This window comes from Mesorhizobium sp. P3_A10, from assembly GCF_056403175.1.
On sequence record NZ_JBFUFZ010000005.1, the window covers coordinates 310485 to 335461 of the forward strand.

Here is a 24977-nt window from a genome sequence, read left to right on the forward strand (position 1 = left end):
GTGCGGGGGCGCATTCGCGGATTTCACTCATATGGAAGAGAGCGATGCGGTTTTTTCCCGATCGCCGCGGTGTCGCGGCCGTCGAGTTTGCCCTGATCGTGCCACTTCTGTTTGTCATGTATTTCGTGACCATGGAGGCCTCGCAGGGTTTCGAAACCAGCAAGAAGGTCAGCCGCATCAGTTCCATGGTGGGTGACCTCGTTGCGCAGCAGACGTCGGTCGTCAAGGCAGATCTCACCGCCATCATGAAGATCGGCAATTCCACGCTTCGGCCCTACAATCGCTCAGTCCCCGATATCTTTATCACTGCAATACAGATCTCCACCGATCCGACGCCGAAGGTGCAGGTGGCGTGGTCGTGGAAAGTGGTCAATGGCACCTATAGCGTAGACGCCGCCAAGAACAGCACCACGACCGTTCCGTCGACGGTCAAGATCGCTGGAACCTTCCTTATTCGCGTTCAAACCACTCTCGCATACAAGCCGATGGTCACCTGGTCGCAAGACAGCGAAAAACGGGTTGGATTGACCTCGGCCTTCGACAACATAAAGATGAGTGAAACCTTTTATTTCAGCCCCCGCCGAGCCCTGACGATCCCTTGCAGCGACTGCTGAAACAATTTCGATCGCACGGCTTGCTTCAAACGCGCGACGCGCTCTTTCGAAATGAGGCACCCTGAAGCGGACCTTCGGCTCGGGGTCAATGGCCTACTGACCGTCGTTTGACACCAGGTGCACGATGGCTGCGGCCAGCGCATAGTCCTGCGGACCGGCGACGATGAACCCTCCGGAATGTTTCGTTTCCAGGAGATCGTAGATATCAGGCGACAGCGATTTGAGATTGATGAGGAAGACGGTGAGCCGACGCTTGGCCTCGGGGTCAAGGTCGCTGCGAACGGCATGGGGGCCATATCGCAACAAGCCGGACGTCCATATGACCTGAAGCGCTGCCTGTGAAATCCCCGCCGCCTCCAGTCTTGCCATGGTGCCATCCGGATCAACTGGCTGGCTGCCGGGTATGGTCGGCTGGCTGTCCGCCGTGGCGGTCTCCCAGCCAAACAAGGCATCGGCCTGGCCGTCGACCAGCATCGCTTCGGCAGCAGCTGCCGAATCGGCATGGGTCAGAAACGGCGCATCTTCGGTGATCCCGACACCTTCGGCCGTCAGCCCGGCAAGCGGCAAAAGGGAACCGCCAATGCTGTCCGCGGGCGCCATGGCGATCCTGTGATCCTTCATCGCCGCCAGATCGGCAACCTTGCCGTCCCGCGTCAGCAGGACGGAGCGGATACCGATGGCGCCGTCGGCATCGACCGGCGCGACGAGCGGTTCGACGCAGCCGCAGCGCTGCGAGGCGGTGGCGTAGGCGGTCGCCGAATAGACGGCGTATTCGATACGGGCATTGGCCTGTGCCTCGATCAGCGCAGCATAATCACGGGCAACGACGAATTCGACCTTCATGCCAAGCGCCCTGGTATAGGCGTCCGTCAACAGCGCCAGACCCGGAACGGTGTTGCCGGCACCGGGTTCGGCGACGATGCCGATGCGGAACGTGCCGATGTCATCGCGCCAGTCGGCACGTGCGGCATTCGGCCAGGCGGCGCCGAGCAGCGTCAGGACGGCCGCAAACGCCTTCCCGGCAGGCTTCCTGCTGAAATCCGCCACCCGTCTCATCGATCCATGCCCATGCCGCCGTTTGGCCACGTCCCGACTATCGCGCCAAGCCGTTGCCGTTTGGTTTCCGAATTGCCAATGGCGGTGCGGAACCCTATGTCTGGGCCGACAGACAGGCAACGATGAATCCTCCAATGGCGCGCGCTTTCCTCTTCGTTCTCGATTCTTTCGGCATCGGCGGCGCGGCCGATGCCGAAGCCTATGGCGACGCCGGCTCCAACACATTCGGACATATCGCCGAAGCCTGCGCGCAAGGCCGTGGCGACCGCGAGGGCCTGCGCAGCGGCCCGCTCTTCGTGCCCAACATGCTCTCACTCGGTCTTGGCCATGCGGCCGAAACCGCGACGGGCTTCAAGTTCGACAGCAAAGGCAAGGCCCGCCTTGCCTCCGCCTTCCATGGCGCGGCGCAAGAGATCTCGAGCGGCAAGGACACACCATCGGGTCATTGGGAAATCGCCGCCTTGCCGGTGCGCTTCGCCTGGGGCTACTTCCCGAACACCGTGCCGGCCTTTCCAGCCGAACTGACAGCGGCGATCATCCGGGAAGGCAACGTGCCGGGCATTCTCGGCAATTGCCATGCGGCGGGCACCGAGGTCATCGAGCGGTTCGGCGAGGAGCATATCCGCACCGGCAAGCCGATCTGCTACACCTCGGTCGACTCCGTCCTGCAGATCGCCGCGCATGAGGTGCATTTCGGCCTCGAGCGGCTCTACGAATTCTGTCAGGTGGTGCGTCGGCTGGTTGATCCGTTGAAAATCGGCCGGGTGATCGCACGACCATTCCTGGGCGAAACCGTCGCCACCTTCGAGCGGACGTACAACCGCCACGACTATGCCGTGCCGCCGCCGGAGCCGACGCTGCTCGACCGGCTGACCGCGCGCGGCAGCCGGGTCATCGCGGTCGGCAAGATCGGCGACATCTTTGCCCATCGCGGAATCTCGGAAGTGCGCAAGGCTCCGGGCAACATGGCGATGTTCGACGAGGCGCTGGGCGCGATGGACGCCGCTGGCGACGGCGATCTGGTGTTTGCCAATTTCGTCGATTTCGACACCGAGTTCGGGCATCGGCGCGACGTTGCCGGCTATGCGGCGGCGCTCGAAGCCTTCGACCGGCGCCTGCCTGAAGCGCTGGCAAAACTGCGCCACGGCGACCTTCTCATCCTGACCGCCGACCATGGCAACGATCCGACCTGGCGCGGCACCGACCACACGCGCGAGCGCATTCCGGTGATCGGCACCGGGCCGGGGCTCAAAGGCGGCGACATTGGCCTCAGGACCACCTTCGCCGATATCGGTGAAACCGTGGCCGAACATCTCGGGCTGGCGCGCGGCCGCCACGGCGCTTCCTTCCATGCGACGATCGGCGGCCATGCCTGAGTTGCCGGAGGTCGAAACGGTTCGGCGCGGCCTGCAACCGGTTCTGGAAGGTGCCCGCATCATCAGCGTCGAGGCACGCCGCCCCGACCTGCGCTTTCCGTTTCCCGCAAGATTTTCCGAACGGCTGACCGGCAAGACCATTACGGCGCTCGGCCGCCGGGCCAAATATCTTGTCGTGCATGTGGAAGGCGGCCCGGTGCTGATCTGCCATCTCGGCATGTCGGGCTCGTTCCGCATCGAAACGTCCGATGGCAGCGAGATACCAGGAGAGTTCCACCACGAGCGCTCGAAGAGCACGGCGCATGATCATGTCGTGTTCCATGTCGCCTCTCCCGAAGGTGCCCAATCCCGCGTGATCTTCAACGACCCGCGCCGCTTCGGTTTCATGCTGTTTGCGGAAGGCGAGCCCGATAGCCATCCGATGCTGAATGGACTGGGCGTCGAGCCGACCGGCAACATACTGGACGGCGCCCTGCTCGCCTCGCTGCTGAAGGGCCGAAGATCGCCGCTGAAGGCCGCTCTCCTCGACCAGCGGCTGATCGCAGGGCTCGGCAATATCTATGTGTCGGAGGCGCTGTGGCGCGCCGGTCTGTCGCCATTGCGCGAGGGGGGCACAATGGCGAAGCCCGGCAAGAAAGCCAAAGCGCAGAGCGAGCGCCTGGCCGATGCGATCCGCTCGGTTATCGCCGATGCGATTGCCGCCGGCGGATCGTCGCTGCGCGACTATGTGCACACGGACGGGTCGCTGGGCTATTTCCAGCATTCCTTCGCGGTCTACGACCGCGAAGGCGAGCCCTGCCCCACACCCGGCTGCGGTGGCCACATAGAGCGCATCGTGCAGAGCGGGCGCTCGACTTTCTTTTGCCGGACCTGTCAGGTGTGAACCAAGGAGGAGATGCAGTCATGGCCTACGAAACGATCATCGTGGAAACACGCGGCAAGGTCGGGCTGATCACGCTGAACCGGCCGAAGGCGCTCAACGCGCTGAATTCGCAGGTTCTGGCGGAATTGGTTGCGGCCGTGAACGCCTTCGACGCGGACACCGCTATCGGCGCCATGGTCATCACCGGTTCCGAAAAAGCCTTTGCAGCGGGCGCCGACATCAAGGAAATGCAGGCAATTTCCTATGTCGATGCCTATGTGCAGGACTTCTTCGTCGGCTGGGAAGAGTTCACACGGGCGCGAAAGCCTATTATCGCGGCGGTCGCCGGCTATGCGCTGGGCGGCGGCTGCGAACTGGCGATGATGTGCGATTTCATCATCGCCGCCGATACCGCCAGGTTCGGCCAGCCCGAGATAACGCTCGGCGTCATGCCCGGCATGGGCGGATCGCAACGGCTCACCCGCTTCGTCGGCAAGTCCAAGGCCATGGATATGTGCCTGACCGGACGGATGATGGATGCCGCGGAAGCCGAGCGTTGTGGCCTGGTGTCGCGGGTCGTGCCGGCCGGCGACCTTGTCGAGGAAGCGCTGAAGGCGGCCGCCAAGATCGCCGATTTTTCGCTGCCGTCGGTGATGATGACAAAAGAAGCCGTCAACCGCGCCTTTGAAACGACCCTTGCCGAGGGGCTGCGGTTCGAACGCCGCCTGTTTCACTCGCTGTTTGCGCTGGACGACCAGAAAGAAGGCATGGCGGCCTTTGCCGAGAAGCGGAAGCCGAATTTTACCAACCGCTGATGCATGTCGCCCAAAAGTGGTCCCGGTTTTGGGAGAACGACATGCATAAGAACAAAGACCTAAAGCGCGTCGCCTGAATCCGTTCAAACGCGACGCGCTTTAGGATCACCAAAAAGAAGGCCAGGCGGCGTTGACGCGCCGGAAAAGCTGAACTATAAGCCGCTCCAACCGAGGCGGCCCTGTGGCTGCCCGTTTGTTTTTTGCGCCCTGCGGCATCCCGCATGCGCCCACCAGATCAGAAGAGAGGCATCATGGCCAATACCTCCTCGGCCAAAAAGGCAACGCGCAAGATCGTCCGTCGCGCGGCGATCAACAAAAACCGCCGCTCGCGCGTACGGACCTACGTCCGCCAGGTCGAAGAGGCGCTGGCCGCCGGCGACAAGGTTGCCGCTCTGGCCGCCTTCAAGACCGCCGAGCCGGAATTGATGCGCGCCGCCACCAAGGGCGTGATCCACAAGAACACGGCGTCCCGCAAGGTGTCGCGCCTGGCTCACCGGCTCAAAGTGCTGTCGGCCTGATATAGCTTTCCTGAACTTGCGTTCTTCGAACCCGGCGGATCACGCCGGGTTTTTTCGTTTGCCGGCAAGTACTTAAAAAAGAACGCCCGCAAAACGAACTCGACTTGGATTTCAAAGCTCGGAATGCTTTGCCGGCACATACATGTCCGCGAACGCTCCGATCCGCCGAAACAGGCGTTGCCAATAAATTTGGCTGTCACAAATTACCTTTGTTTTTCAGCTACTTGCCAGCGGTCATCCACAGCTTGTTCACATCGACCGAGGGCGATCGGGTACAAGTTGCTGTCAAGCGAAATATTTCAGAAAATTTCGGGCCGTGTGGCCTTTTTCACATTCGCCGGAAAAGGGTTTGAATCACAATGGCTTTGTCAAAATGTGCAGTTGCAGCATCGGGGCTCAACCCGTCTCCACTAACCAGATTCCTTAAAAATCCGTTAGTCATGGCCTTGCCCTATCCACAGCGATTTCGGTAATGTCCATCCATCGAAAGGGACGGGCCATTGGGCCCTCAACCCAGCCTGAATCGGCCACCACAAAATGGCAGAATTCATGACGTGGAGCAATTCCGCGCACGGGCTTGGTTTGTCTTTTTCGATGTGGGTTAGGGGACTGGCGTAATTGTTACATGGCAGGTCAGCGACGCGCCGGCGTTTTCGCCGGACGGCGATGCATTGCCCGGACGCGGTCAAGACGGACTGGCTCAGGCGCCGGTGCCGATCCCTTGGCGACGAGGCAACATTCATCCGCCGGCGGCGGCGATGGTGTTGTAGCGAATGAACGGTGGCCGGAACCACGGATGCAGGAGGCGCATCCCCGGCTGAAACAGGTACAAGAAGAACAAGGAACGCGATCATGCAGAGCGGCATCGAAAGGGAGCTTATGGGCGACCTCCCATTTCCTGGAACTCTAGTCGGAGGGGACGACATGACGGCTTCCAGCGACGCGGAACAGAAGTTCGATCGGGTCAAGACCCAGTTGAAGGCGCGCCTTGGAACCGAGGTCTATTCCAGCTGGTTCGGGCGGATGAAGGTTGCCGAGGCATCCAGGGGCATTGTCCGCATCTCCGTGCCCACAGCCTTCCTGCGCTCGTGGATCAACGGCCACTATCTCGACCTCATCGCCGAGCTGTGGAAGCACGAAGATCCGGAAGTGCTCAAGATCGAAATCGTCGTGCGCACAGCGACCCGTCCGGCGCGCAATGGCGTGGAGCCCGAAGTGGTCCCGGCACGCAAGATGACCCGGCAGACACAAACGGCGCTGGCCGCAGGCACTGCGGGTCCCGGCCGGGTGGAGCGGGCACCGGCACCGCGCCCTGGGACGCCGATCGAGACCGAGTTCCGGCACAATGTGCTCGGTTCGCCGCTCGACCCACGCTATACGTTCGGCTCCTTCATCGAAGGTCCGTCGAACCGGGTGGCTTTCGCCGCGGCCAAGGCGGTGGCGGAATCGCAGTCGAGCGCGGTGCGCTTCAATCCGCTGTTTCTTCATGCGACGGTCGGGCTCGGCAAGACCCACCTGTTGCAGGCGATCGCGGCCGAATCCCTGAAGCAGAACCCCAAGTCGAGGGTCGTCTACCTGACGGCCGAATATTTCATGTGGCGCTTCGCGACCGCGATCCGCGACAACAACGCGCTGACGCTGAAAGAACAGTTGCGCGACATCGACCTGTTGATCATCGACGACATGCAGTTTCTGCAAGGCAAGTCGATCCAGCATGAATTCTGCCATCTCATCAACATGCTGCTCGACAGCGCCAAGCAAGTGGTGGTCGCCGCCGACCGGCCGCCGTCGGAACTGGAATCGCTGGAGCCACGCGTACGCTCGCGCCTCAATGGCGGTGTTGCGCTTGAAATGTCGGCGCCGGATTTCGCCATGCGCATCGGCATGCTGAAGCTGCGTCTCGCCACCGCCAAGGTCGACGATGCGTCGCTCGATATTTCGGAGGAGATCCTCAACCATGTCGCCCGCACGGTGACCGGCAGCGGGCGAGAGCTCGAAGGTGCGTTCAACCAGCTTCTGTTTCGCCAGTCGTTCGAGCCGCAGATCACAATCGATCGCATCGACGAGATTCTCGGCCATATCTACCGTTCGGGCGAACCGAAACGGGTGCGCATCGAGGACATCCAGCGCATCGTCGCGCGCCACTACAATGTGTCGAAGACCGAGCTCCTGTCCAACCGGCGCACGCGCACCATCGTCAAGCCGCGACAGGTCGCCATGTATCTGTCGAAGGTGATGACGCCGCGCTCCCTGCCGGAGATCGGAAGGCGCTTCGGCGGCCGCGACCACACGACGGTGCTGCACGCCGTGCGCAAGATCGAGGATCTTTCCGGTTCCGATAACACGCTGGCGCAGGAGCTCGAACTGCTGAGAAGGCTGATCAACGACCAGGCCTGAAAACGCCTGCCTGCGAACTCCGCCGGCTTTATCCCCAGAAAGCCCGCGTAACCGGTGTGAACCGGTGGCGCGGGCTTGCGTTTGCTGGCTTTTTCCTGTCAGTTTGTACAGATTCTGAGCCTGTTCAGACCTTTCGCGGGGCGCCGCCCACTGGTGACCCGTTCATTCATTCAAGCGAGCCTGTTTCGTCATGCGTGTTATCCTGGAACGGTCAAATCTCCTGAAGTCTCTCAACCACGTTCATCGCGTGGTCGAGCGGCGCAACACCATACCGATCCTGTCGAACGTGCTGCTCAGCGCCGAGGGCGCCAGCCTTGAGATGAAGGCAACCGACCTCGATCTGGAAGTGACCGAAGCCACGCCCGCCAAGGTCGAGCGCGGTGGCGCGACCACAGTTCCGGCACATCTGCTCTACGACATCGTGCGCAAGCTCGCCGAAGGGGCGGAGGTCATGCTGAAGACCGACGAGGACGGCAACGCCATGACGGTGACGTCGGGCCGTTCGAGCTTTCGTCTCCAGTGCCTGCCGCAGTCCGATTTCCCGGAGCTCTCGGCCGGCTCCTTCTCGCACATTTTCCGGCTCGATTCGGTGGCGCTGAAAGGCCTGATCGAGAAAACCCAGTTCGCCATCTCCACCGAAGAGACGCGCTACTATCTGAACGGCATCTACCTGCACACGCATGAGGCCGGCGGCAAGCTGAAGCTGCGCTCGGTGGCGACCGACGGCCATCGGCTGGCGCGCGCCGAGATCGACGCGCCGGCAGGGTCCGAGGGCATGCCCGGCATCATCATTCCACGCAAGACGGTCAGCGAGTTGCAGAAGCTGGTCGACGACCCGGATGTCGCGGTGACTACCGAATTGTCCGACACCAAGATCCGCTTCACCATCGGCAGCGTGGTTTTGACCTCGAAGCTGATCGACGGCACCTTCCCCGACTATCAGCGGGTGATCCCGACCGGCAACGACAAGAAGCTGATCATCGACCGGCAGAGCTTTGCCGCCGCCGTCGACCGTGTCTCGACCATTTCCTCCGAACGCGGCCGCGCGGTGAAGCTTTCGATCACCGAGGGACAGGTCACCCTTGCGGTCAACAATCCGGATTCGGGCAGCGCCACCGAGGAACTGGCCGCAGATTATTCGTCGGACCCGATCGAAATCGGCTTCAATGCGAAGTATTTGCTCGACGTCGCCGCGCAATTGACCGGCACCGAGGCAAAATTCATGCTGGCGGATGCCGGCTCGCCGACGCTGATCCACGACATGGCTGACGAGACAGCGCTTTACGTGCTGATGCCCATGCGCGTGTAGTCGCGCTGCGGCGCCCGAGTCTGGCTCCGCGACAATGTGCGACTGCGAGAATGATTGCGGCGACTTCGACAGGCGGACAGCGGTTGCCCGGGCAAAATCACATAAGTAAGCTTACACTTACCAATTTCCGCAACTATGCGGCGTTGGCGATCGACCTTGGCCCCGGCGCGGTGGTGTTTTCCGGCGACAACGGCGCCGGCAAGACCAACCTCCTGGAAGCGATTTCCCTGCTGACACCGGGGCGTGGCCTGCGCCGCGCGCCTTACATCGACGTGGCGCGCGAGGGCGGCGACGGCGGCTTTGCCTTGCATGCCCGGATCGACGGGCCGGACGGCCAGGTCGAGATCGGCACCGGCATTGCAGGTGGCGACACCGCCGGCGAGGGCGGCCGGCGGGTGCGCATCAATGGCGCCCCGGCACGATCGGCCGAAGACATGCTGGAATGGCTCCGCGTCGTCTGGCTAACGCCGGCGATGGACGGCCTGTTCCCAGGACCGGCCGCCGACCGCCGGCGCTTTCTCGACCGGCTGGTGCTGGCGATCGATCCTCAACACGGCCAGCGCGCACTCGACTATGAAAAGGCGATGCGCGGCCGTAACCGATTGCTTACGGAAGGATCCCGCGATGGCGCCTGGTTCGATGCGATCGAGACGCAAATGGCCGAGACCGGTGTCGCGATTGCCGCGGCGCGCGCCGAACTGGTGCGCCTGCTCACCGCCATGATCGACAGGCTGCCCAGCACAGGTCCGTTTCCGCAAGCCGACATCAGCCTGTCCGGCGAACTGGAAAGCGAAGTCAGCACCGCGCCCGCCGTCGATGTCGAGGAGCGATTCCGCGCAGCACTGGCCCAAGGCCGCGACCGCGACCGCGCCGCCGGCCGCACGCTCGACGGCCCACACCGTTCGGATCTGCGGGTGCGGCATAGGCCGAAGGCAATGCCGGCCGAACTCTGCTCGACCGGCGAACAGAAGGCGCTGCTGGTCGGCATTGTGCTGTCGCATGCAAGGCTGACCGGCGAAATGTCGGGCATGACGCCGATCCTGCTGCTCGACGAGATCGCCGCGCATCTCGACAGCGGCCGGCGCGCGGCCTTGTTCTCGATCCTGGAGGAGTTGAACTGCCAGGCCTTCATGACCGGAACCGACGCCGCGCTGTTTTCCAGTCTTTCTGGACGCGCGCAGTTCCTGACGGTCGACCACGGCACGGTTGGGCCAACCAAAGAGACCTGACAAGGTTTTTTACCCGCTATATGGTCCGGCAATGATCCCTGCTGCCCTCACCGACGAAGAGCTTGAGCGCTATGCCCGCCACATCGTGCTGCCCGAGATCGGCGGCGCCGGCCAGCAGAAGCTGAAACGCGCGCGCGTGCTGGTCATCGGCGCCGGCGGGCTCGGCGCACCGGTACTCGAATATCTCGCTGCCGCCGGCGTCGGCACGCTTGGCATCGTCGATGACGACAGCGTCTCGCTGTCGAACCTGCAAAGGCAGGTGATCCACGACACCGACGCGGTCGGCTTGGCCAAGACCGACAGCGCCAAAGCGGCAATCGCGCGCATCAATCCCAATGTCGTCGTCGAGCTGCACAATCTCAGGCTGACGGCGGACAATGCCCCTGCCCTCGTCGCCGGCTACGACATCGTCGTCGACGGCTCCGACAATTTCGAGACACGCTATGTGGTGGCCGATGTTTGCGCCGCCGAAAAACGGCCGCTGGTGCATGCCGCCGTCGGCCGCTTCGACGGCTCGCTGACGGTGCTGAAGCCCTTCGAGACCGGGGCGGACGGCAGGCAGAACCCGAGCTATCGCGATCTCTTTCCCGAAGCGCCGCCGCCGGGACTGGTGCCGTCCTGCGCCGTCGCCGGCGTGGTCGGCGCGCTGACCGGCGTTATCGGTACGCTGCAAGCGATGGAAGCGATCAAGCTGATCACTGGCGTCGGTGAACCTCTGGTCGGCCGGCTGCTGCTCTACGACGCACTGTCCGCGCGCTTCGATACGATCCGCTACAAGAGAAGCTGACCGCATGGATCAACCCGCCAGCGTTTTGGTCACGCAGCTTACCCCTGGTTTCGAACGGTGGGACGAGTTGCTCAGCCTGATCATGCGCGCCTTTGCGCCTATGGATGGCGTCATCGACCCACCATCCTCGGCGCATCTGCTGAGCGTCGAAAGCCTCCGGGACAAGGCTGGCCGGGAAACGGTGTTTCTGGCGCTGCAGGATGGCCAGATCGCCGGCTGTATCTTCGCCTTGGAGAGGACCTTAGACGTCTATGTCGGCAAGCTCGCCGTCGCGCCTGAGCTTCAGGGACGAGGCATCGGCAGGCAATTGATGCAGGCCGTCGAAAATCTTGTCCGCCGCTGCAACAAGGCAGCCATCGAGCTGCAGACGCGGATCGAGCTCTCCGCAAATCATGCAGCCTTTGCCCGTCTCGGCTTTCACGAAACCGAACGGACGGCGCATGAGGGCTATGACAGGCCGACCTCGATCACCATGCGCAAGGTGCTTGCATGAGCCTCGCCCTCAGCCCTGAAGAACAGGTGATTGCCTCGGGCCAGGACGGTGCCGCGATGGCGATGCGCATCGTCGCCGAAAGCGCCCGCCTGCTCGGTGCGCCGCGGCTGATCCCGATCGCCTCGGCGCATATCGATGGCGCGCTCTACCATGGCGATTCCGGCACGCTGTTCGCTGAAAGACTGGTCGAGGGCCAAGCCCGTGTCGCTGTTCGCTCGACCCTCAATGTCGGGGCGCTCGACCTGATGGGCTGCTCGCGCATCCGCCTCGAAGAGCCGGCGCGCGGCATGGCGCGGCGGATGATGGACGCCTACCGCAAACTTGGCTGCGAACAGAGCTGGACCTGCGCGCCGTACCAGGCCGGGCACCGGCCGGCGCTGGGAAGCGACGTCGCCTGGGGCGAATCCAACGCCGTGGTGTTCTGCAATTCGGTGCTGGGCGCGCGCACCAACCGCTATGGCGATTTCCTCGACATCGCCTGCGCCATATCAGGCCGCGCGCCCGATTACGGCTTGCACCGCGCCGAGAACCGGCGGGCGCGGCTGGTGTTCGACGTCTCGGGGCTTGCTGCATCATTCCTCGGTTCGGAGGTGGCGTGGCCGGTGCTGGGCAGCCTCTATGGCCGTGAGGTCGGCAATGCCGTCGGCGTCGTCATCGGCGTGCCACGCCACCCCGGCGAAGATGCGCTGAAGGCATTCGGCGCGGCGGCGGCTTCATCGGGCGCCGTCGGTCTTTTTCACATTGCCGGCGTGACGCCCGAAGCGCCCGACGCCGAGACCATTCTGGGCGGTATCACGCCGGAAACGGTGATCCGCGTGACACCTGACATGGTTGCAAGGACCCGCGCGGGTCTTTCGACGACAGCGAAACCAAAAACCATCGATGCGGTGGCGATCGGCAGCCCGCATCTGTCGCCTACAGAGTTCGATACGCTGGAGCGGCTGATCGCCGGGCGGCAGCTCAGCGTGCCGATCTACGCCTGCACCGGGCGCCATGTGCTTTCGGGGCTCGAACAGAGCGGCCGGCGAAAAGCGCTCGAAGCAAGCGGGGTCATCATTGTCGCCGACACCTGCGTGGTGGTGACGCCGATCCTGCCCGACCTTGCGGGCGGCGTGCTGATGACCAATTCAGGGAAATTCGCGCACTACGCGCCAGGCAACACCGGCTATTCGGTGCTCTACGGATCATTGGTCGACTGCGTGGAAAGCGCCGTATCCGGTAAGCCACAGTTCACGGATATTGCAGCATGAGCGCCGCGCCTGAAATCCTGGTGCCGGGCAGAGCCGGCGAAGGCGAGGCGCTGGTGCTGACCGCGCCCATCAGTTTCTGGGGCGGCGTCGATCCGAAGACGGGCCGCATCGCCGATGTCCGCCATCCGCAGCATGGCGAGAACATTTCCGGGCGCGTGCTGTTCCTGCCGGGCACGATCGGCTCGTCGTCGGCATCCGCCGTGCTTTTGGAACTCGTCCACAACGGCCACGCGCCGGCGGCACTGGTGCTGCATGAGCCGGACGCGATCCTGCTGCTGGGGCTGATCGTCGCCAGGGAAATGGGATGGGAGACGCCGATGGCGCTGCAGCTGGGGCGCGATGTCTTCGAGAGCTACCGCAACAGCAATGTGAAAGTCGCCGACAACGGCGCCCTCACCATCGCGGCCTAACCGATCAGGTCCGCAACGGCAGCACGCGGTCGGGCGGGCGATGGCCGTCGAAGAAGGCGCGGATGTTGATGATGACCTTTTCGCCCATGTCGATACGGCCTTCGAGCGTCGCCGAGCCCATATGCGGCAGCAGCACGACCTTGTTCTTGGCAGCCAGCTTCAGCAATTTGCTGTTCAGCGCCGGCTCATGCTCGTAGACGTCGAGGCCGGCGCCGGCGATCTTGCCGTCCTGGATCAGCTTGACCAGCGATTCCTCGTCGATGATGTCGCCGCGCGCCGTGTTGACGATGTAAGCCGTGGGTTGCATAAGCGCCAGCCGCCGCGCCGAAAGCAGGTGAAACGTCGCTGGCGTCGACGGGCAATTGACCGAGATGATGTCCATGCGGGCAAGCATCTGGTCGAGGCTTTCCCAATAGGTCGCTTCCAGCCCCTCTTCGACCGCCGGCAGCACGCGATGCCGGTTGTGATAATGGATCGAAAGACCGAAGGCCTTGGCCCGCCGGGCGACGGCGGTGCCGATGCGGCCCATGCCGACGATGCCGAGCCGTTTGCCCCAGATTCGCCGGCCGAGCATCCAGGTCGGTGACCAGCCGGCCCATTTCTTGTCGCCGGTCAGGACATTGGCGCCTTCCGCAAGCCGCCGCGGCAGCGCCAGCATCAGCGCCATGGTCATGTCGGCCGTATCTTCGGTCAGCACATTCGGCGTGTTGGTGACGGTGATGCCCTTTTTCGCCGCTGCCTCGACGTCGATCTTGTCGACGCCATTGCCGAAATTGGCGATCAGCTTGAGGTTGTCGCCCGCCTGGGCGATCAGCGCGGCGTCGATATGGTCGGTAATCGTCGGCACCAGAACGTCGGCTTCCTTGACCGCGGCAACCAGCTCCGGCTGCGTCATCGGCCTGTCCTCGACATTCAGCCTGGCGTCGAACAATTCGCGCATGCGGGTCTCGACCGGGTCGGGCAGCTTGCGCGTGATGACGACGAGAGGCCGTTTTTTGCCTGCCATTGTTTCCTCGAACCCGATCTCGTTGAGACCTCTTTAACCAAGACAGGCGAAACTGGAAGCCGGTCGCGGTGCCAGTGACTCATGTAACAAGCGGTGCCGCCGAAGACAAAGAAAAAGGCGCGCCGTTACTGATAGGCAGGCGCCGAAAGGAATGAAAGTGTCTGGTTTCGCGTCGCTTCGCCTGGCTCTCAGCGCAGCAATTCTCGGCGCTGTCCTTTATTCCCCCGTGGTGGCGGCGCAGAGCGCGGCTGCCCCCGCGCAGACCGTCACACTTGGCCCTAGCGGCCTGCCGCTGCCGCGGTTCGTCAGCCTGAAATCGGGCCGCGTGAACTCACGCGTCGGCCCCGGCGCCAACTATTCCGTCGACTGGATGTACATGAAGGCCGGCCTGCCTATGGAGATCATCCAGGAATTCGATACCTGGCGGCGCGTGCGCGATGCCGATGGCTCGGAAGGCTGGATCAACCAGTCGCTGCTTTCAGGCCGCCGCACGGCCATCGTCGCGCCCTGGCAGCGCAGCAAGGGCGGTGGCCGAATCAACCTTCTCGACGACCCGCAAAAGGATGCCAGCGTCATCGCCATCATCGAGCCGGGGGTCATGGGCACGATCAAGACCTGCGATGGCCAATGGTGCGAGATGACCTTCGACGGCCACACCGGCTGGCTGCCGCAATCGGTCGTCTGGGGCGCCTATCCGGGCGAGCACGTCAAGAACTGAGCGCTTCCGGATTGACCGAAACCATTCCGAACCGAAGGTTCGGGATTGCGGCGAACGGCCAACGGATGTTCTGGAGGAGATGCGGCTCAATCGCAGCGCTTCGGGCGCAGCCTCACCACGATATCGACATTGGCGATCTCCATGCCCTCCGGTGGCTCCGGCAGGTTGGAAACCGTGACAGGACCGCTGGCGATGTCGAAGATCCTGTTTTCACCTTCGATATAGAAATGATGGTGATCGGAGGTGTTGGTGTCGAAATAAGTCTTAGAGCCTTCGACGGCCAGGATGCGCAGAAGACCGGCCTGGGTGAACTGGTGCAGGGCATTGTAGACGGTGGCCAGCGACACCGGCACACCGGCGGCGATTGCCTCCTCGTGCAATTCCTCGGCCGAAAGATGGCGGTCGCCCTTGGCAAAAAGCAGATCGGCCAGCGCGATGCGCTGGCGTGTCGGCCTCAACCCGGCTTCGCGAACCCGCTTGTCCACAGCGACATTTTCCTTCCGGTGGCCCAGATCCATCTATCCGCCCAAGCTCACAGTTCTGCCCCAAGACACGCCCAGAGTGGCAAAAAAACGTCATCGGCCGAAACTGGATGCCTCCCGACATATATTCTGTCGGCTGAATACGATCAATAGCGCGCATTGACCCGGACAAACGGGCGGGTTAAGCGCAAACGCCGGTTTCCGGCCTGAAACAGATTGTGTTAGGAAACCAACGACAAGGGCGCCCTACCGCCCGGGACGATTACGGGGACGAGATTGATGGCGGGTACGAAATCCAGCTACGGTTATGAAGAATTGCTGGCCTGCGCCCGCGGCGAGCTGTTCGGGCCTGCCAATGCCCAGCTGCCCTACCCGCCGATGCTGATGTTCGACCGCATCACCGAGATCAGCGAGACCGGCGGCGCCTTCGACAAGGGCTTCATCCGCGCTGAATTCGACATCAAGCCTGACCTTTGGTTTTTCGCCTGCCATTTTATCGGCAATCCGATCATGCCGGGGTGCCTGGGCCTCGATGCGATGTGGCAGTTGACGGGATTCTATCTCGGCTGGCTCGGCGAGCAGGGCAAGGGAATGGCGCTGTCGACCGGCGAGGTCAAATTCAGGGGCATGGTCACGCCTTCGGTCAAGAAGGTGGAATACGGCATCGACTTCAAGCGCGTGATGCGCGGGCGGCTGGTGCTTGGCATAGCCGATGGCTGGCTGAAAGCCGACGGCGAGCCCATATACGCGGCAACGGATCTCAAAGTGGGTCTGTCAAAGCAATCGGCGGTCGCCTGATCGTCACCGGACACTCTGGAAGGAGCAGCCCATGAGACGGGTCGTAGTCACAGGCCTCGGCATCGTGTCGTCGATCGGCAACAACGCCAACGAGGTGCAGACCTCGCTGCATGATGCCAGATCCGGCATCAGCTTCTCCGATTCCTTCGCCGAACACGGCTTCCGCTGCCAGGTCTGGGGAGCGCCGACGCTCGACCCTTCGGCCATGATCGACCGGCGCGCCATGCGCTTCCTGAGCCAAGGTGCGGCCTGGAACCATGTCGCCATGGACCAGGCGATCGCCGACGCCGGCCTCGACGAGGCCGACATCACCAACGACCGCACCGGCATCGTCATGGGCTCGGGCGGACCGTCCACGCGCACCATCGTCGAGGCGGCCGAGACGACGCTCAAGAACGGCAGCCCGAAGCGCATCGGTCCGTTCGCGGTGCCGAAAGCGATGTCGTCGACGGCTTCGGCGACGCTCGCCACCTGGTTCAAGATCCACGGCGTCAACTATTCGATCTCCTCGGCCTGCTCGACCTCGGCGCATTGCATCGGCAATGCCTACGAGCTGATCCAATGGGGCAAGCAGGACGTGATGTTTGCCGGCGGCCACGAAGACCTCGACTGGACGATGTCGGACCTGTTCGACGCGATGGGCGCGATGTCGTCCAAGTTCAACGACAAGGCATCAACTGCTTCCCGCGCCTATGACGTCAATCGCGACGGCTTCGTCATCGCGGGTGGCGCCGGCGTGCTGGTTCTGGAAGAGCTCGAGCATGCCAAGGCGCGCGGCGCCAAGATCTATGCCGAGATCGTCGGCTACGGCGCGACCTCGGACGGCTACGACATGGTGGCGCCGTCGGGCGAAGGTGCGATCCGCTGCATGCGGCAGGCACTGGCGACCGTCTCGTCGCCGGTCGACTACATAAACACCCACGGCACCTCGACACCGGTCGGCGATTCCAAGGAAATGGGCGCCATCCGCGAAGTGTTCGGCGACAAGATGCCCCATATCACCTCGACGAAATCGCTGACCGGCCATTCGCTGGGTGCGGCCGGCGTGCAGGAATCAATCTATTCGATCCTGATGATGCAAGGCGGCTTCATCGGCGAAAGCGCTCATATCGAAAACCTAGATCCGGAATTCGAGGGCATGCCGATCGTGCGCAAGCGCATCGATAACGCCAAGATCGACACCGTTTTGTCCAATTCGTTCGGTTTCGGTGGCACCAACGCAACGCTCGTTTTCCAGCGATATTCCGCATAAGACCAGCGTTTCTCTAAAAGGATTGCCTGCCATGGACGGACTGATGAAGGGCAAGCGCGGGCTTGTCATGGGTGTCGCCAACGATCATTCGATCGCCTGGGGCATCGCCAAAAAACTGTCCGAGCATGGGGCAGAACTCGCCTTTACCTATCAGGGCGATGCCTTCGGGCGCCGGGTCAAGCCGCTCGCCGAGAAGATTGGCGCGGCGCTGGTCGTGCCTTGCGATGTCGAGGACAGCGCCTCGGTCGCTGCCACCTTTGAGACCCTGGGCAAGGAATGGGGCGGGCTCGACTTCATCGTCCATGCCATCGGCTTTTCCGACAAGAATGAGCTGAAGGGCCTCTACGCCGATACCAGCCGTGACAATTTCGTCCGCACCATGGTCATCTCCTGCTACTCCTTCACCGAAGTCGCCCGCCATGCCGCCGCGCTGATGAAGGATGGCGGCTCGATGATCACATTGACCTATGCCGGCTCCGTCCGCGTCATGCCGAACTACAACGTCATGGGCGTCGCCAAGGCAGGGCTTGAGGCCAGCGTGCGCTATCTCGCCAACGACTACGGTCCCCGCGGCATCAGGGTGAATGGCATATCGGCGGGACCGGTGCGCACGCTTGCCGGCGCCGGGATTTCCGACGCCCGCCACATGTTTTCCTACCAGCAGCGCAACTCGCCGCTGCGCCGTACGGTGACCATCGACGAGGTTGGTGGTTCCGCGCTCTATCTGCTGTCCGACCTGTCGTCGGGTGTTACCGGCGAAATCCACTATGTCGATTCCGGCTATCACATCGTTTCCATGCCGACGCTGGACGAGTTGAAGCAGACGGATGGCGGCAAGGACTAACCCTGCAATAGATCCAGTAAAATTAAATGCATCGGCGGAAACTCATTTTAAGGAGATGTCCGCTAGAGTTCCGCAACCTGGGGACTCTGTAATGCTTGCCGTCAGCAATCCGAAGCGAACACCGGTATTCCGGCTGCTCACCGTGGCCAGCTCGGGCTTGGGCAGTTTCGTTCTCGGCCTCTGGGGCTTGAAACTCGGTTTCGGCGACCACCTTATCGGCATGCAGGCCGAAACGATGGCCGGCATCACCGCCGCGCTTTGCGCACTCGCCGCTGCGGGAGCTGCCCTGTCCTTCTTCGCCGGCGTCGATGAATCGGCGGAGTACGTCTTCACGGAAACCCATTTCGACAAGCTGACCGGACTGCTGGCTCGTCCGGCCATGGTCGGCAAGATTGCCGAAGCGGCATCGGCGACGATCCGGACCGGCGAGCCGGTGTTTCTGATCGACATCGACATCGACCGCTTCAAGCAGATCAACGACGCTATCGGCTACAGCCATGGCGACGAACTGATCCGCGCCTTCACCAGGCGGCTGAAGGCCTGCATGCCCGAGGGCACGATAATGGGGCGCATCGGCGCCGGCGAATTCGCCATTCTCCTGACGGACCGGGAGATCCAGGGGTCGATGGAAAGCCTGGTCGAGAAGCTTATCGACGAGATGATGGAGCCCTACGATCTCAATTCCCACCTGCAATCGGTGGCCCTGTCGGTGGGCATCGTGGCGATGCCCAAGGATGGCGTCGACCCTGTCCTCATTCTGCGCCGTTCCAATCTGGCGCTGCAGAATGCACGCGCCGGCGGGGTGGGCAACTGGTCGGCTTTCCATTCCGACATGGGTCGCGTCGCCGATTATCGCCAGTGGATCGAATCCGAGCTGCACATTGCCTTCGATCGCGGTGACTTCGACCTTCACTACCAGCCGCAGCTCGACCTGCCGAGCGGCCGCATCATCGGCTACGAGGCACTCATTCGCTGGAAGCATCCGGAACGCGGCATGATCCCGCCGATGGAGTTCATTCCGATCGCCGAGGAAACCGGCATGATCAATCCTATTGGTGAATGGGTGCTGCGCAAGGCCTGCAGCGATGCCCGCCATTTGCCCGAGGAATGCTTCGTCGCCGTCAACATATCGCCGGTCCAGTTCATGACCAAGGATTTCGTCGGCATCGTGCGCGAGACGATGGCGAGCACCGGCATCAAGCCGTCACGGCTGGAGCTGGAGGTTACCGAGACGGCGATGATGCAGGACCGCGACCGCGCCGCCATCATCCTGAAGCAGCTTGCCGACATGGGCATCTCGGTGGCCGTCGACGATTTCGGCACCGGCTATTCCAACCTGAGCTACCTCATCGATTTCGCGTTCGGCAAACTGAAGATCGACCGCTCATTCGTCAGCCGCATCGATACCGATTCCAGCTCCGGCGCAGTCGTCTCAACCATCGTCGGGCTTTCGCGCGCGCTCGGTGTCAGCATCATTGCCGAAGGCGTCGAGACCGAAAACCAGGCGACGCTGCTCAGGGCGGCCGGCTGCGAAGTGGTGCAAGGCTATCTGTTCGGCCGACCCGCACCGCTCAAGATGAGGCCTGGCGAAGTCCGCACCATCGTTAGCGTGCGCGCACCGCGCGTCGCCAGCCTGCACTGACCGGGCAGCACCGTATTTGCGTCAGCGACGGGCGGCGAAAACCTTGAACATGCCATCGCGGGCAATCTCGGCATGGCTGGAAAAGGCCGCGGCCAGCACCGGCTCGTAGGGAAGCTGGCGGTTCGCCACCATGAACAGCCGCCCACCCGGCTTCAGCGCCTTGCCTGCAGCGCGGATCATGCCGGCGCCGATCTCCGGCTCCGTCGCCCGGCTGCGGTGAAAGGGCGGGTTCATGACGATCGCATCGTAGCGCTGCTCGACGGCTTCGCCGAGCAGGTCGATCCAGAAGAAACGCGGTTCAACGGCGCCTTTGCCAACATTGCCTTTCGCCGCTTCGAGCGAGTCGAAGTCCGCCTCGTAGAGATCGAGCCCGGTTATGCCGGGCGAGCGTGCTGAAACCTCGGCCGCGACATAGCCCCAGCCAGCGCAGAAATCGGCAATATTGCCGCGCAGGTCCTTGGGCAGATTGTCCACCAGCAGCTTCGAGCCGAGATCGACCCTATCAAAGGAGAACATGCCGGGCGCGGTGTGGAAGCGGTCGTCTACCAGCAAGGCGGGATTGACGGCGCGTAGTTTCTCCGCAGCGTCGATATCCGCGGGACGGCGAAACCAGAAGGCTATGCCGTGATATTTCGGCAGATGGCCCTCAAGCGGCACAAGCTCGTCAATGCGCTTGCGCAGGCTGGCGACGCCATCGTCCTTGCCGCCGGCGACGACGATCAATCCGCCTGGTGCCACACGCTCCAGCGCTTCGGCGATGCGCAGCTCGTTTCGTCCGCGATGGCGGCCGGCAAGCACGAGCGCTGCATCAAAGCCGCTGTCTTGCGCTTGCGGCGTGACGGTAAACCCCGACGCCTGCAGCGCACGCAGATGCGGCCGGAAGCCCTGCACCAGATCGAGCGCTGCCTCGAAGCCCTCGGGCAGGCGAAAACCCGGTTCCGCGCCCAGAAACAGCACACGCTCGCCCTTGCGCGGCAGAGGCAGGGCCTCGGCTTCGAAGGGGTGGAACAGCGTCTTCAGCGGCTCGGCAGACATTCGATCCCGATCATGCCTCGAAAATGAAAACGGGCGCGACCTTCCGGCGCGCCCGCTTCGATAACATTGTCAGGCCGTTCAGGCGGCGTGTTCTTCGCCTTCGGCCTTCTTGTCGCGGGCGAGTTCCTTGCCGGTGGCCTGGTCGACGACCTTCATCGACAGGCGAACCTTGCCGCGCTCGTCGAAGCCCATCAGCTTGACCCAGACCTTGTCGCCTTCCTTGACCACGTCCGAGGTCTTGGCGACCCGGTCGTTGGCAAGCTGCGAGATGTGGACGAGGCCGTCACGCGGACCGAAGAAGTTGACGAAAGCGCCGAAGTCGGCGGTCTTGACAACCGTGCCTTCGTAGATTTCGCCGACTTCCGGCTCGGCGACGATGGTGTGGATCCACTTCTTCGCCGCCTCGATCTCCTTGGCGTTGGACGAAGCGATCTTGACCGTGCCGTCGTCCTCGATGTTGATCTTGGCGCCGGTCTTTTCCACGATTTCGCGGATGACCTTGCCGCCCGAACCGATCACGTCGCGGATCTTGTCGGTCGGGATGTGCATGACCTCGATGCGCGGTGCGAACTCACCGAGTTCGGGGCGGGCGCCGGTCAGGGCATGCGCCATCTCGCCGAGGATATGCTGGCGGCCATCCTTGGCCTGGTCCAGCGCGATCTTCATGATCTCCTCGGTGATGCCCTCGATCTTGATATCCATCTGCAGCGAGGTGATGCCGTTGGCGGTGCCGGCGACCTTGAAGTCCATGTCGCCGAGGTGATCTTCGTCACCCAGGATGTCGGAGAGAACCGCAAAGCGCTCGCCTTCCTTGATCAGGCCCATGGCGATACCGGCGACGGGCTTGGCCAGCGGAACGCCGGCATCCATCAGCGCCAGCGAGGTGCCGCAGACAGTGGCCATCGACGACGAACCGTTGGACTCGGTGATCTCCGAGACGACGCGCAGCGTGTAGGGGAACTGGTCGGAAGACGGCAGCATCGGACGGATGGCGCGCCAGGCGAGCTTGCCATGGCCGATTTCGCGGCGGCCCGGCGAACCCATGCGGCCGGTCTCACCGACGGAGTAGGGAGGGAAGTTGTAGTGAAGGAGGAACTTCTCCTTGTACATGCCGGTCAGCGAATCGACATACTGCTCGTCCTCGCCGGTGCCCAGCGTGGCAACGACCAGCGCCTGGGTTTCGCCGCGGGTGAACAGCGCCGAACCGTGGGTGCGCGGCAGGACGCCGACTTCGGAGACGATCTTGCGGACCGTCTTGAGGTCACGGCCGTCGATGCGCGAACCGGTGTCGAGGATGTTCCAGCGCACGACCTTGGCCTGCAGTTCCTTGAACACCGAACCGATCTGCTCGGACGTGTACTTGGCGTCTTCGCCTTCAGCCGGGGCGAACGCTGCCTTGACCTTCGCCTTGACGGCGTCGACGGCGGCGTAGCGCTTCTGCTTGTCGACGTTCTTGTAGGCATTGCTGAGTTCGTCGCCAACGATCTTCAGCATCTCGGCTTCAAGCGCGGAATAGTCCGGCGCAGTGAAATCGCGCGGCTCCTTGGCGGCAACTTCGGCCAGCTTGATGATGGCGTCGATGACCGGCTGGAAGCCCTTGTGGCCGAACATGACGGCGCCGAGCATCAACTCTTCGCCCAATTCCTTGGCTTCGGACTCGACCATCAGCACGGCGTCGGCGGTGCCGGCGACGACGAGGTCGAGCTTGGATTCCTGCATCTCATCGACATGCGGGTTGAGCACATATTCGCCGTTGATGTAGCCGACGCGGGCGCCACCGACCGGGCCCATGAAGGGAACGCCGGAAAGCGTCAGAGCGGCCGAGGTGGCGACGATCGACAGGATGTCGGGATCGTTCTCGAGATCGTGCTGGACGACGGTGACGACGATCTGCGTGTCGTTCTTGTAGCCGGCGGCGAAGAGCGGGCGGATCGGGCGGTCGATCAGGCGGGAAACCAGCGTTTCCTTCTCGCTCGGACGTCCTTCGCGCTTGAAATAGCCACCCGGGATCTTGCCGGCGGCGTAGGTCTTTTCCTGGTAGTTGACGGTCAGCGGGAAGAAGTCGAGGCCTGGCTTCGGCTCCTTCATCGAGACGACAGTGGCGAGAACCTTGGTTTCGCCGTAGGTGGCGAGCACGGCGCCGTCAGCCTGGCGGGCGATCTTGCCGGTTTCGAGAATGAGCGGACGGCCGCCCCATTCGATTTCCACTTTGTGGTGATTGAACATGTCTTGTCCTTAATGTGCGGAAAGGGCCGCGCCGTTTCACGGTGCGCGGATGCCCTTTCCCTGGCTTCCTTTCTCGGGCAGCCACGGGCAAGACAACGGGAAGCTCGGGAATTTCAGCGCTGGTCGAGCGCGCGAGCGTCCTGCAATCCTGCCCCATGACCGTCCATGGGCGGTTTCGAGTGGCCCTCTGCACGCTCGAAACCGGGTCTGGCCAATCGATGCGACTGGCCGAATGCGCGACCGGCGGGCCTTCCCTGGGAAAGCCCGCCGGTCAATTCGTCAACGGCGCAGACCGAGCTTCTCGATCAGCGTCTGATAGCGCGCGTCGTCCTTGCGCTTGAGATAATCAAGCAGGCTGCGGCGCTGGGAGACGAGAGCGAGCAGACCACGGCGGGAATGGTTATCCTTCTTGTGGTCCTTGAAGTGGTCGGTCAGGTTCTTGATGCGCTCGGAAAGGATGGCCACCTGGACTTCCGGAGACCCGGTATCGCCCTTGGCGGTTGCGAATTCACCCATCAATTCCTGTTTGCGCTCGGCAGTAATCGACATCGTGTTTTTCCTTATCTGTTTGAGGAAACGGGTCGCCCTCAGCCGGGATGTCGTCCAGCAGGGGCCGGTGCAAGCAAGGCGTCAGTGCGCTAAGCTGCGGCGCATATAGGGCAATTCCCCGGAAAACACCAGCCCCATTCACAAGCCGGCTTTGTCGCAGCCTTTTGCAGCAAAATCCGAGATTTTCGCTTTGGCTAAAGCCACTTCTTCCATCTGAAGAAGGCGATGAGGCCTATCGCCACGACCAGCATGAAGATGAGGGCGACGGGATAACCATAATAGGCCTTCAGCTCCGGCATGTTCCATGGCGAAGTATCAGGGTCGAAGTTCATGCCCCAGACGCCGACGAGGAAGGTCAGCGGCATGAAGATCACCGAGACGATGGTCAGATAGGAGATGACGTCGTTGGTGCGGGCCTGGCTCAGCGACAGATGCATCTCGATCAGCCCGGTCAGCATGTCGCGCTGGGTTTCGACCAGCTCGATCAGCCGGAGCGAATGGTCAAGCGTGTCGTTGAGGAAGATCTTGGTCTCGGCCTTCACAAAGGGCACATCGTTGCGGATCATCGTCGCCAGCGCATCGCGCATCGGCCAAAGCACGCCTTTCAGCACGTTGGCATCGCGCCGCAACTCGTGCAGCTGCCGCATCTGGTGCTTGTGCGGCGTGTGCAGCATCTGGTCCTCAATGCTGTCGACCAGTTCGCCGGCCGTCTCGATCGGCGGGAAATAGCTGTCGACGATGGCATCGATCAGCGCATAGGCGAGATAGTCGGCGCCGCGCGCCCGCAGCCGGTTGGGCATCGAGCTTTCGATGCGCTTGCGCACCGGGTCGAACGGGTCGCCTTCGCGCTCCTGGAAGGTGACGACGAAATTCTTGCCGAAGAAGACGGCGATCTGTTCGTAGCGGTGCGCGGTGACGTCGTCGATCATCCTGACGACGACGAAGGCATGGTCTTCGAAGAAATCGACCTTCGGCCGCTGGCCGGTGTTGACGACATCTTCCAGCGCCAGCGGATGCAGGCTGAAAATGCGGCCGATCTCCTCGATCAGCTCAATGTTGGCGAGACCGGTGCAGTCGAGCCAGATGACCGGCCATTGGTCACAATTGGCGGTGACGTCGTCGATGCTGGCATCTTCGATCGTCTTGAATTTATCAGGCGAGATCAGCGTCAGCCGCAGTTCGGAGCGTCGCGCCGCGGGATCGGCAATCAGCGTGCCCGGCGAGGCACCGACTGGCGGCCGCCGCGTTGTCACCGGCGCCCGCTTCTTCATCGTCCCAGTCTTTGCCATATGCCCCCTCGTGCAAGCCC

The 24977-nt window shown here is 62.7% G+C and carries 24 protein-coding genes; 17 read left to right on the forward strand and 7 right to left on the reverse strand.

All coding sequences use genetic code 11. The features are described from left to right. Positions 1 to 44 precede the first annotated feature (44 nt). Positions 45 to 614, forward strand: coding sequence for a TadE/TadG family type IV pilus assembly protein (locus AC1DXU_RS20845; protein WP_477372015.1), 570 nt, complete (start codon positions 45 to 47; stop codon positions 612 to 614). A gap of 93 nt (positions 615 to 707) precedes the next feature. Here AC1DXU_RS20845 and AC1DXU_RS20850 read toward each other — a convergent pair whose 3' ends face one another. After that, positions 708 to 1670, reverse strand: a complete 963-nt coding sequence (locus tag AC1DXU_RS20850; RefSeq protein WP_477372017.1) for a phosphate/phosphite/phosphonate ABC transporter substrate-binding protein — start codon at positions 1668 to 1670, stop codon at positions 708 to 710. Positions 1671 to 1804: 134 nt separating this feature from the next. Here AC1DXU_RS20850 and AC1DXU_RS20855 point away from each other — a divergent pair, with 134 nt between their 5' ends. From AC1DXU_RS20855 to AC1DXU_RS20905, 11 genes are all read left to right on the forward strand, one after another. Next, positions 1805 to 3046, forward strand: a complete 1242-nt coding sequence (locus AC1DXU_RS20855) for a phosphopentomutase (RefSeq protein WP_477372018.1) — start codon at positions 1805 to 1807, stop codon at positions 3044 to 3046. After that, positions 3039 to 3929: a bifunctional DNA-formamidopyrimidine glycosylase/DNA-(apurinic or apyrimidinic site) lyase gene (gene mutM, locus AC1DXU_RS20860; RefSeq protein ID WP_477372020.1), complete on the forward strand. Its 891-nt coding sequence runs from the start codon at positions 3039 to 3041 to the stop codon at positions 3927 to 3929. The genes AC1DXU_RS20855 and mutM overlap by 8 nt, the downstream gene beginning before the upstream one ends. Before the next feature lie 20 nt (positions 3930 to 3949). Further along, positions 3950 to 4723 (forward strand): enoyl-CoA hydratase, encoded by a 774-nt coding sequence (locus tag AC1DXU_RS20865; RefSeq protein ID WP_477372022.1) that lies wholly within the window; start codon positions 3950 to 3952, stop codon positions 4721 to 4723. A 251-nt stretch (positions 4724 to 4974) separates the two neighbouring features. Continuing rightward, entirely contained in the window at positions 4975 to 5241 is a 267-nt protein-coding gene (gene rpsT, locus AC1DXU_RS20870) for a 30S ribosomal protein S20 (protein WP_477241655.1), read from the forward strand. A gap of 924 nt (positions 5242 to 6165) precedes the next feature. Continuing rightward, complete coding sequence (gene dnaA / locus AC1DXU_RS20875) at positions 6166 to 7638, forward strand: chromosomal replication initiator protein DnaA (protein ID WP_477372024.1); 1473 nt, start codon at positions 6166 to 6168, stop codon at positions 7636 to 7638. Positions 7639 to 7828: 190 nt separating this feature from the next. Beyond that, complete coding sequence (dnaN, locus tag AC1DXU_RS20880) at positions 7829 to 8947, forward strand: DNA polymerase III subunit beta (protein ID WP_477372026.1); 1119 nt, start codon at positions 7829 to 7831, stop codon at positions 8945 to 8947. A gap of 83 nt (positions 8948 to 9030) precedes the next feature. Further along, on the forward strand, positions 9031 to 10176 hold the full coding sequence (recF, locus tag AC1DXU_RS20885; RefSeq protein ID WP_477372027.1) for a DNA replication/repair protein RecF: 1146 nt from the start codon (positions 9031 to 9033) through the stop codon (positions 10174 to 10176). 31 nt (positions 10177 to 10207) lie between these two features. Continuing rightward, complete coding sequence (locus AC1DXU_RS20890) at positions 10208 to 10963, forward strand: molybdopterin-synthase adenylyltransferase MoeB (protein WP_477372029.1); 756 nt, start codon at positions 10208 to 10210, stop codon at positions 10961 to 10963. 4 nt (positions 10964 to 10967) lie between these two features. Then, positions 10968 to 11456 (forward strand): GNAT family N-acetyltransferase, encoded by a 489-nt coding sequence (locus AC1DXU_RS20895; RefSeq protein WP_477372031.1) that lies wholly within the window; start codon positions 10968 to 10970, stop codon positions 11454 to 11456. Further along, positions 11453 to 12706, forward strand: a complete 1254-nt coding sequence (locus tag AC1DXU_RS20900; protein WP_477372033.1) for an aconitase X — start codon at positions 11453 to 11455, stop codon at positions 12704 to 12706. Before AC1DXU_RS20895 ends, AC1DXU_RS20900 begins: the two co-directional genes overlap by 4 nt. Further along, on the forward strand, positions 12703 to 13116 hold the full coding sequence (locus tag AC1DXU_RS20905) for an aconitase X swivel domain-containing protein (protein ID WP_477372035.1): 414 nt from the start codon (positions 12703 to 12705) through the stop codon (positions 13114 to 13116). Before AC1DXU_RS20900 ends, AC1DXU_RS20905 begins: the two co-directional genes overlap by 4 nt. Before the next feature lie 4 nt (positions 13117 to 13120). On the opposite strand, the gene AC1DXU_RS20910 is transcribed toward AC1DXU_RS20905, so the two are convergent. Then, positions 13121 to 14122 carry a 2-hydroxyacid dehydrogenase gene (locus AC1DXU_RS20910; RefSeq protein ID WP_477372037.1) on the reverse strand — a complete coding sequence of 334 codons (1002 nt, stop codon included), beginning with the start codon at positions 14120 to 14122 and terminating at the stop codon, positions 13121 to 13123. A 157-nt stretch (positions 14123 to 14279) separates the two neighbouring features. Here AC1DXU_RS20910 and AC1DXU_RS20915 point away from each other — a divergent pair, with 157 nt between their 5' ends. Next, positions 14280 to 14840, forward strand: a complete 561-nt coding sequence (locus tag AC1DXU_RS20915; RefSeq protein ID WP_477372039.1) for an SH3 domain-containing protein — start codon at positions 14280 to 14282, stop codon at positions 14838 to 14840. An 86-nt stretch (positions 14841 to 14926) separates the two neighbouring features. Here AC1DXU_RS20915 and irrA read toward each other — a convergent pair whose 3' ends face one another. Then, a complete protein-coding gene (gene irrA, locus AC1DXU_RS20920; protein WP_477372041.1) occupies positions 14927 to 15358 on the reverse strand; it encodes an iron response transcriptional regulator IrrA in 432 nt (143 codons plus the stop codon). Between the two features lie 243 nt (positions 15359 to 15601). Between irrA and fabA the strand changes: the two genes are divergently transcribed. The 4 genes from fabA to AC1DXU_RS20940 all read left to right on the forward strand — a co-directional run bounded on the left by fabA (position 15602) and on the right by AC1DXU_RS20940 (position 19858). Beyond that, on the forward strand, positions 15602 to 16120 hold the full coding sequence (gene fabA / locus AC1DXU_RS20925; protein ID WP_477372043.1) for a 3-hydroxyacyl-[acyl-carrier-protein] dehydratase FabA: 519 nt from the start codon (positions 15602 to 15604) through the stop codon (positions 16118 to 16120). A 31-nt stretch (positions 16121 to 16151) separates the two neighbouring features. Next, positions 16152 to 17372 carry a beta-ketoacyl-ACP synthase I gene (gene fabB, locus AC1DXU_RS20930; RefSeq protein WP_477372045.1) on the forward strand — a complete coding sequence of 407 codons (1221 nt, stop codon included), beginning with the start codon at positions 16152 to 16154 and terminating at the stop codon, positions 17370 to 17372. A 31-nt stretch (positions 17373 to 17403) separates the two neighbouring features. Continuing rightward, complete coding sequence (fabI, locus tag AC1DXU_RS20935; protein ID WP_477372047.1) at positions 17404 to 18216, forward strand: enoyl-ACP reductase FabI; 813 nt, start codon at positions 17404 to 17406, stop codon at positions 18214 to 18216. Positions 18217 to 18307: 91 nt separating this feature from the next. After that, on the forward strand, positions 18308 to 19858 hold the full coding sequence (locus AC1DXU_RS20940; RefSeq protein ID WP_477372049.1) for a putative bifunctional diguanylate cyclase/phosphodiesterase: 1551 nt from the start codon (positions 18308 to 18310) through the stop codon (positions 19856 to 19858). Positions 19859 to 19879: 21 nt separating this feature from the next. On the opposite strand, the gene AC1DXU_RS20945 is transcribed toward AC1DXU_RS20940, so the two are convergent. From AC1DXU_RS20945 to corA, 4 genes are all read right to left on the reverse strand, one after another. Beyond that, on the reverse strand, positions 19880 to 20893 hold the full coding sequence (locus AC1DXU_RS20945; protein ID WP_477372051.1) for a class I SAM-dependent methyltransferase: 1014 nt from the start codon (positions 20891 to 20893) through the stop codon (positions 19880 to 19882). A gap of 78 nt (positions 20894 to 20971) precedes the next feature. Beyond that, complete coding sequence (gene pnp / locus AC1DXU_RS20950) at positions 20972 to 23119, reverse strand: polyribonucleotide nucleotidyltransferase (protein WP_477372053.1); 2148 nt, start codon at positions 23117 to 23119, stop codon at positions 20972 to 20974. 279 nt (positions 23120 to 23398) lie between these two features. Next, positions 23399 to 23710, reverse strand: coding sequence for a 30S ribosomal protein S15 (gene rpsO / locus AC1DXU_RS20955; protein WP_269470859.1), 312 nt, complete (start codon positions 23708 to 23710; stop codon positions 23399 to 23401). 152 nt (positions 23711 to 23862) lie between these two features. Continuing rightward, complete coding sequence (gene corA / locus AC1DXU_RS20960; RefSeq protein ID WP_477372055.1) at positions 23863 to 24957, reverse strand: magnesium/cobalt transporter CorA; 1095 nt, start codon at positions 24955 to 24957, stop codon at positions 23863 to 23865. Positions 24958 to 24977: the final 20 nt, after the last annotated feature.

What these genes read in the sequence shown, in the direction of transcription:
- AC1DXU_RS20845 (WP_477372015.1), top strand. Translation starts at nt 45, where the DNA reads ATGCGGTTTTTTCCCGATCGCCGCGGTGTCGCGGCCGTCGAGTTTGCC.
- AC1DXU_RS20850 (WP_477372017.1), bottom strand. Translation starts at nt 1,670, where the DNA reads ATGAGACGGGTGGCGGATTTCAGCAGGAAGCCTGCCGGGAAGGCGTTT.
- AC1DXU_RS20855 (WP_477372018.1), top strand. Translation starts at nt 1,805, where the DNA reads ATGGCGCGCGCTTTCCTCTTCGTTCTCGATTCTTTCGGCATCGGCGGC.
- mutM (WP_477372020.1), top strand. Translation starts at nt 3,039, where the DNA reads ATGCCTGAGTTGCCGGAGGTCGAAACGGTTCGGCGCGGCCTGCAACCG.
- AC1DXU_RS20865 (WP_477372022.1), top strand. Translation starts at nt 3,950, where the DNA reads ATGGCCTACGAAACGATCATCGTGGAAACACGCGGCAAGGTCGGGCTG.
- rpsT (WP_477241655.1), top strand. Translation starts at nt 4,975, where the DNA reads ATGGCCAATACCTCCTCGGCCAAAAAGGCAACGCGCAAGATCGTCCGT.
- dnaA (WP_477372024.1), top strand. Translation starts at nt 6,166, where the DNA reads ATGACGGCTTCCAGCGACGCGGAACAGAAGTTCGATCGGGTCAAGACC.
- dnaN (WP_477372026.1), top strand. Translation starts at nt 7,829, where the DNA reads ATGCGTGTTATCCTGGAACGGTCAAATCTCCTGAAGTCTCTCAACCAC.
- AC1DXU_RS20890 (WP_477372029.1), top strand. Translation starts at nt 10,208, where the DNA reads ATGATCCCTGCTGCCCTCACCGACGAAGAGCTTGAGCGCTATGCCCGC.
- AC1DXU_RS20895 (WP_477372031.1), top strand. Translation starts at nt 10,968, where the DNA reads ATGGATCAACCCGCCAGCGTTTTGGTCACGCAGCTTACCCCTGGTTTC.
- AC1DXU_RS20900 (WP_477372033.1), top strand. Translation starts at nt 11,453, where the DNA reads ATGAGCCTCGCCCTCAGCCCTGAAGAACAGGTGATTGCCTCGGGCCAG.
- AC1DXU_RS20905 (WP_477372035.1), top strand. Translation starts at nt 12,703, where the DNA reads ATGAGCGCCGCGCCTGAAATCCTGGTGCCGGGCAGAGCCGGCGAAGGC.
- AC1DXU_RS20910 (WP_477372037.1), bottom strand. Translation starts at nt 14,122, where the DNA reads ATGGCAGGCAAAAAACGGCCTCTCGTCGTCATCACGCGCAAGCTGCCC.
- irrA (WP_477372041.1), bottom strand. Translation starts at nt 15,358, where the DNA reads ATGGATCTGGGCCACCGGAAGGAAAATGTCGCTGTGGACAAGCGGGTT.
- fabA (WP_477372043.1), top strand. Translation starts at nt 15,602, where the DNA reads ATGGCGGGTACGAAATCCAGCTACGGTTATGAAGAATTGCTGGCCTGC.
- fabB (WP_477372045.1), top strand. Translation starts at nt 16,152, where the DNA reads ATGAGACGGGTCGTAGTCACAGGCCTCGGCATCGTGTCGTCGATCGGC.
- fabI (WP_477372047.1), top strand. Translation starts at nt 17,404, where the DNA reads ATGGACGGACTGATGAAGGGCAAGCGCGGGCTTGTCATGGGTGTCGCC.
- AC1DXU_RS20940 (WP_477372049.1), top strand. Translation starts at nt 18,308, where the DNA reads ATGCTTGCCGTCAGCAATCCGAAGCGAACACCGGTATTCCGGCTGCTC.
- AC1DXU_RS20945 (WP_477372051.1), bottom strand. Translation starts at nt 20,893, where the DNA reads ATGTCTGCCGAGCCGCTGAAGACGCTGTTCCACCCCTTCGAAGCCGAG.
- pnp (WP_477372053.1), bottom strand. Translation starts at nt 23,119, where the DNA reads ATGTTCAATCACCACAAAGTGGAAATCGAATGGGGCGGCCGTCCGCTC.
- corA (WP_477372055.1), bottom strand. Translation starts at nt 24,957, where the DNA reads ATGGCAAAGACTGGGACGATGAAGAAGCGGGCGCCGGTGACAACGCGG.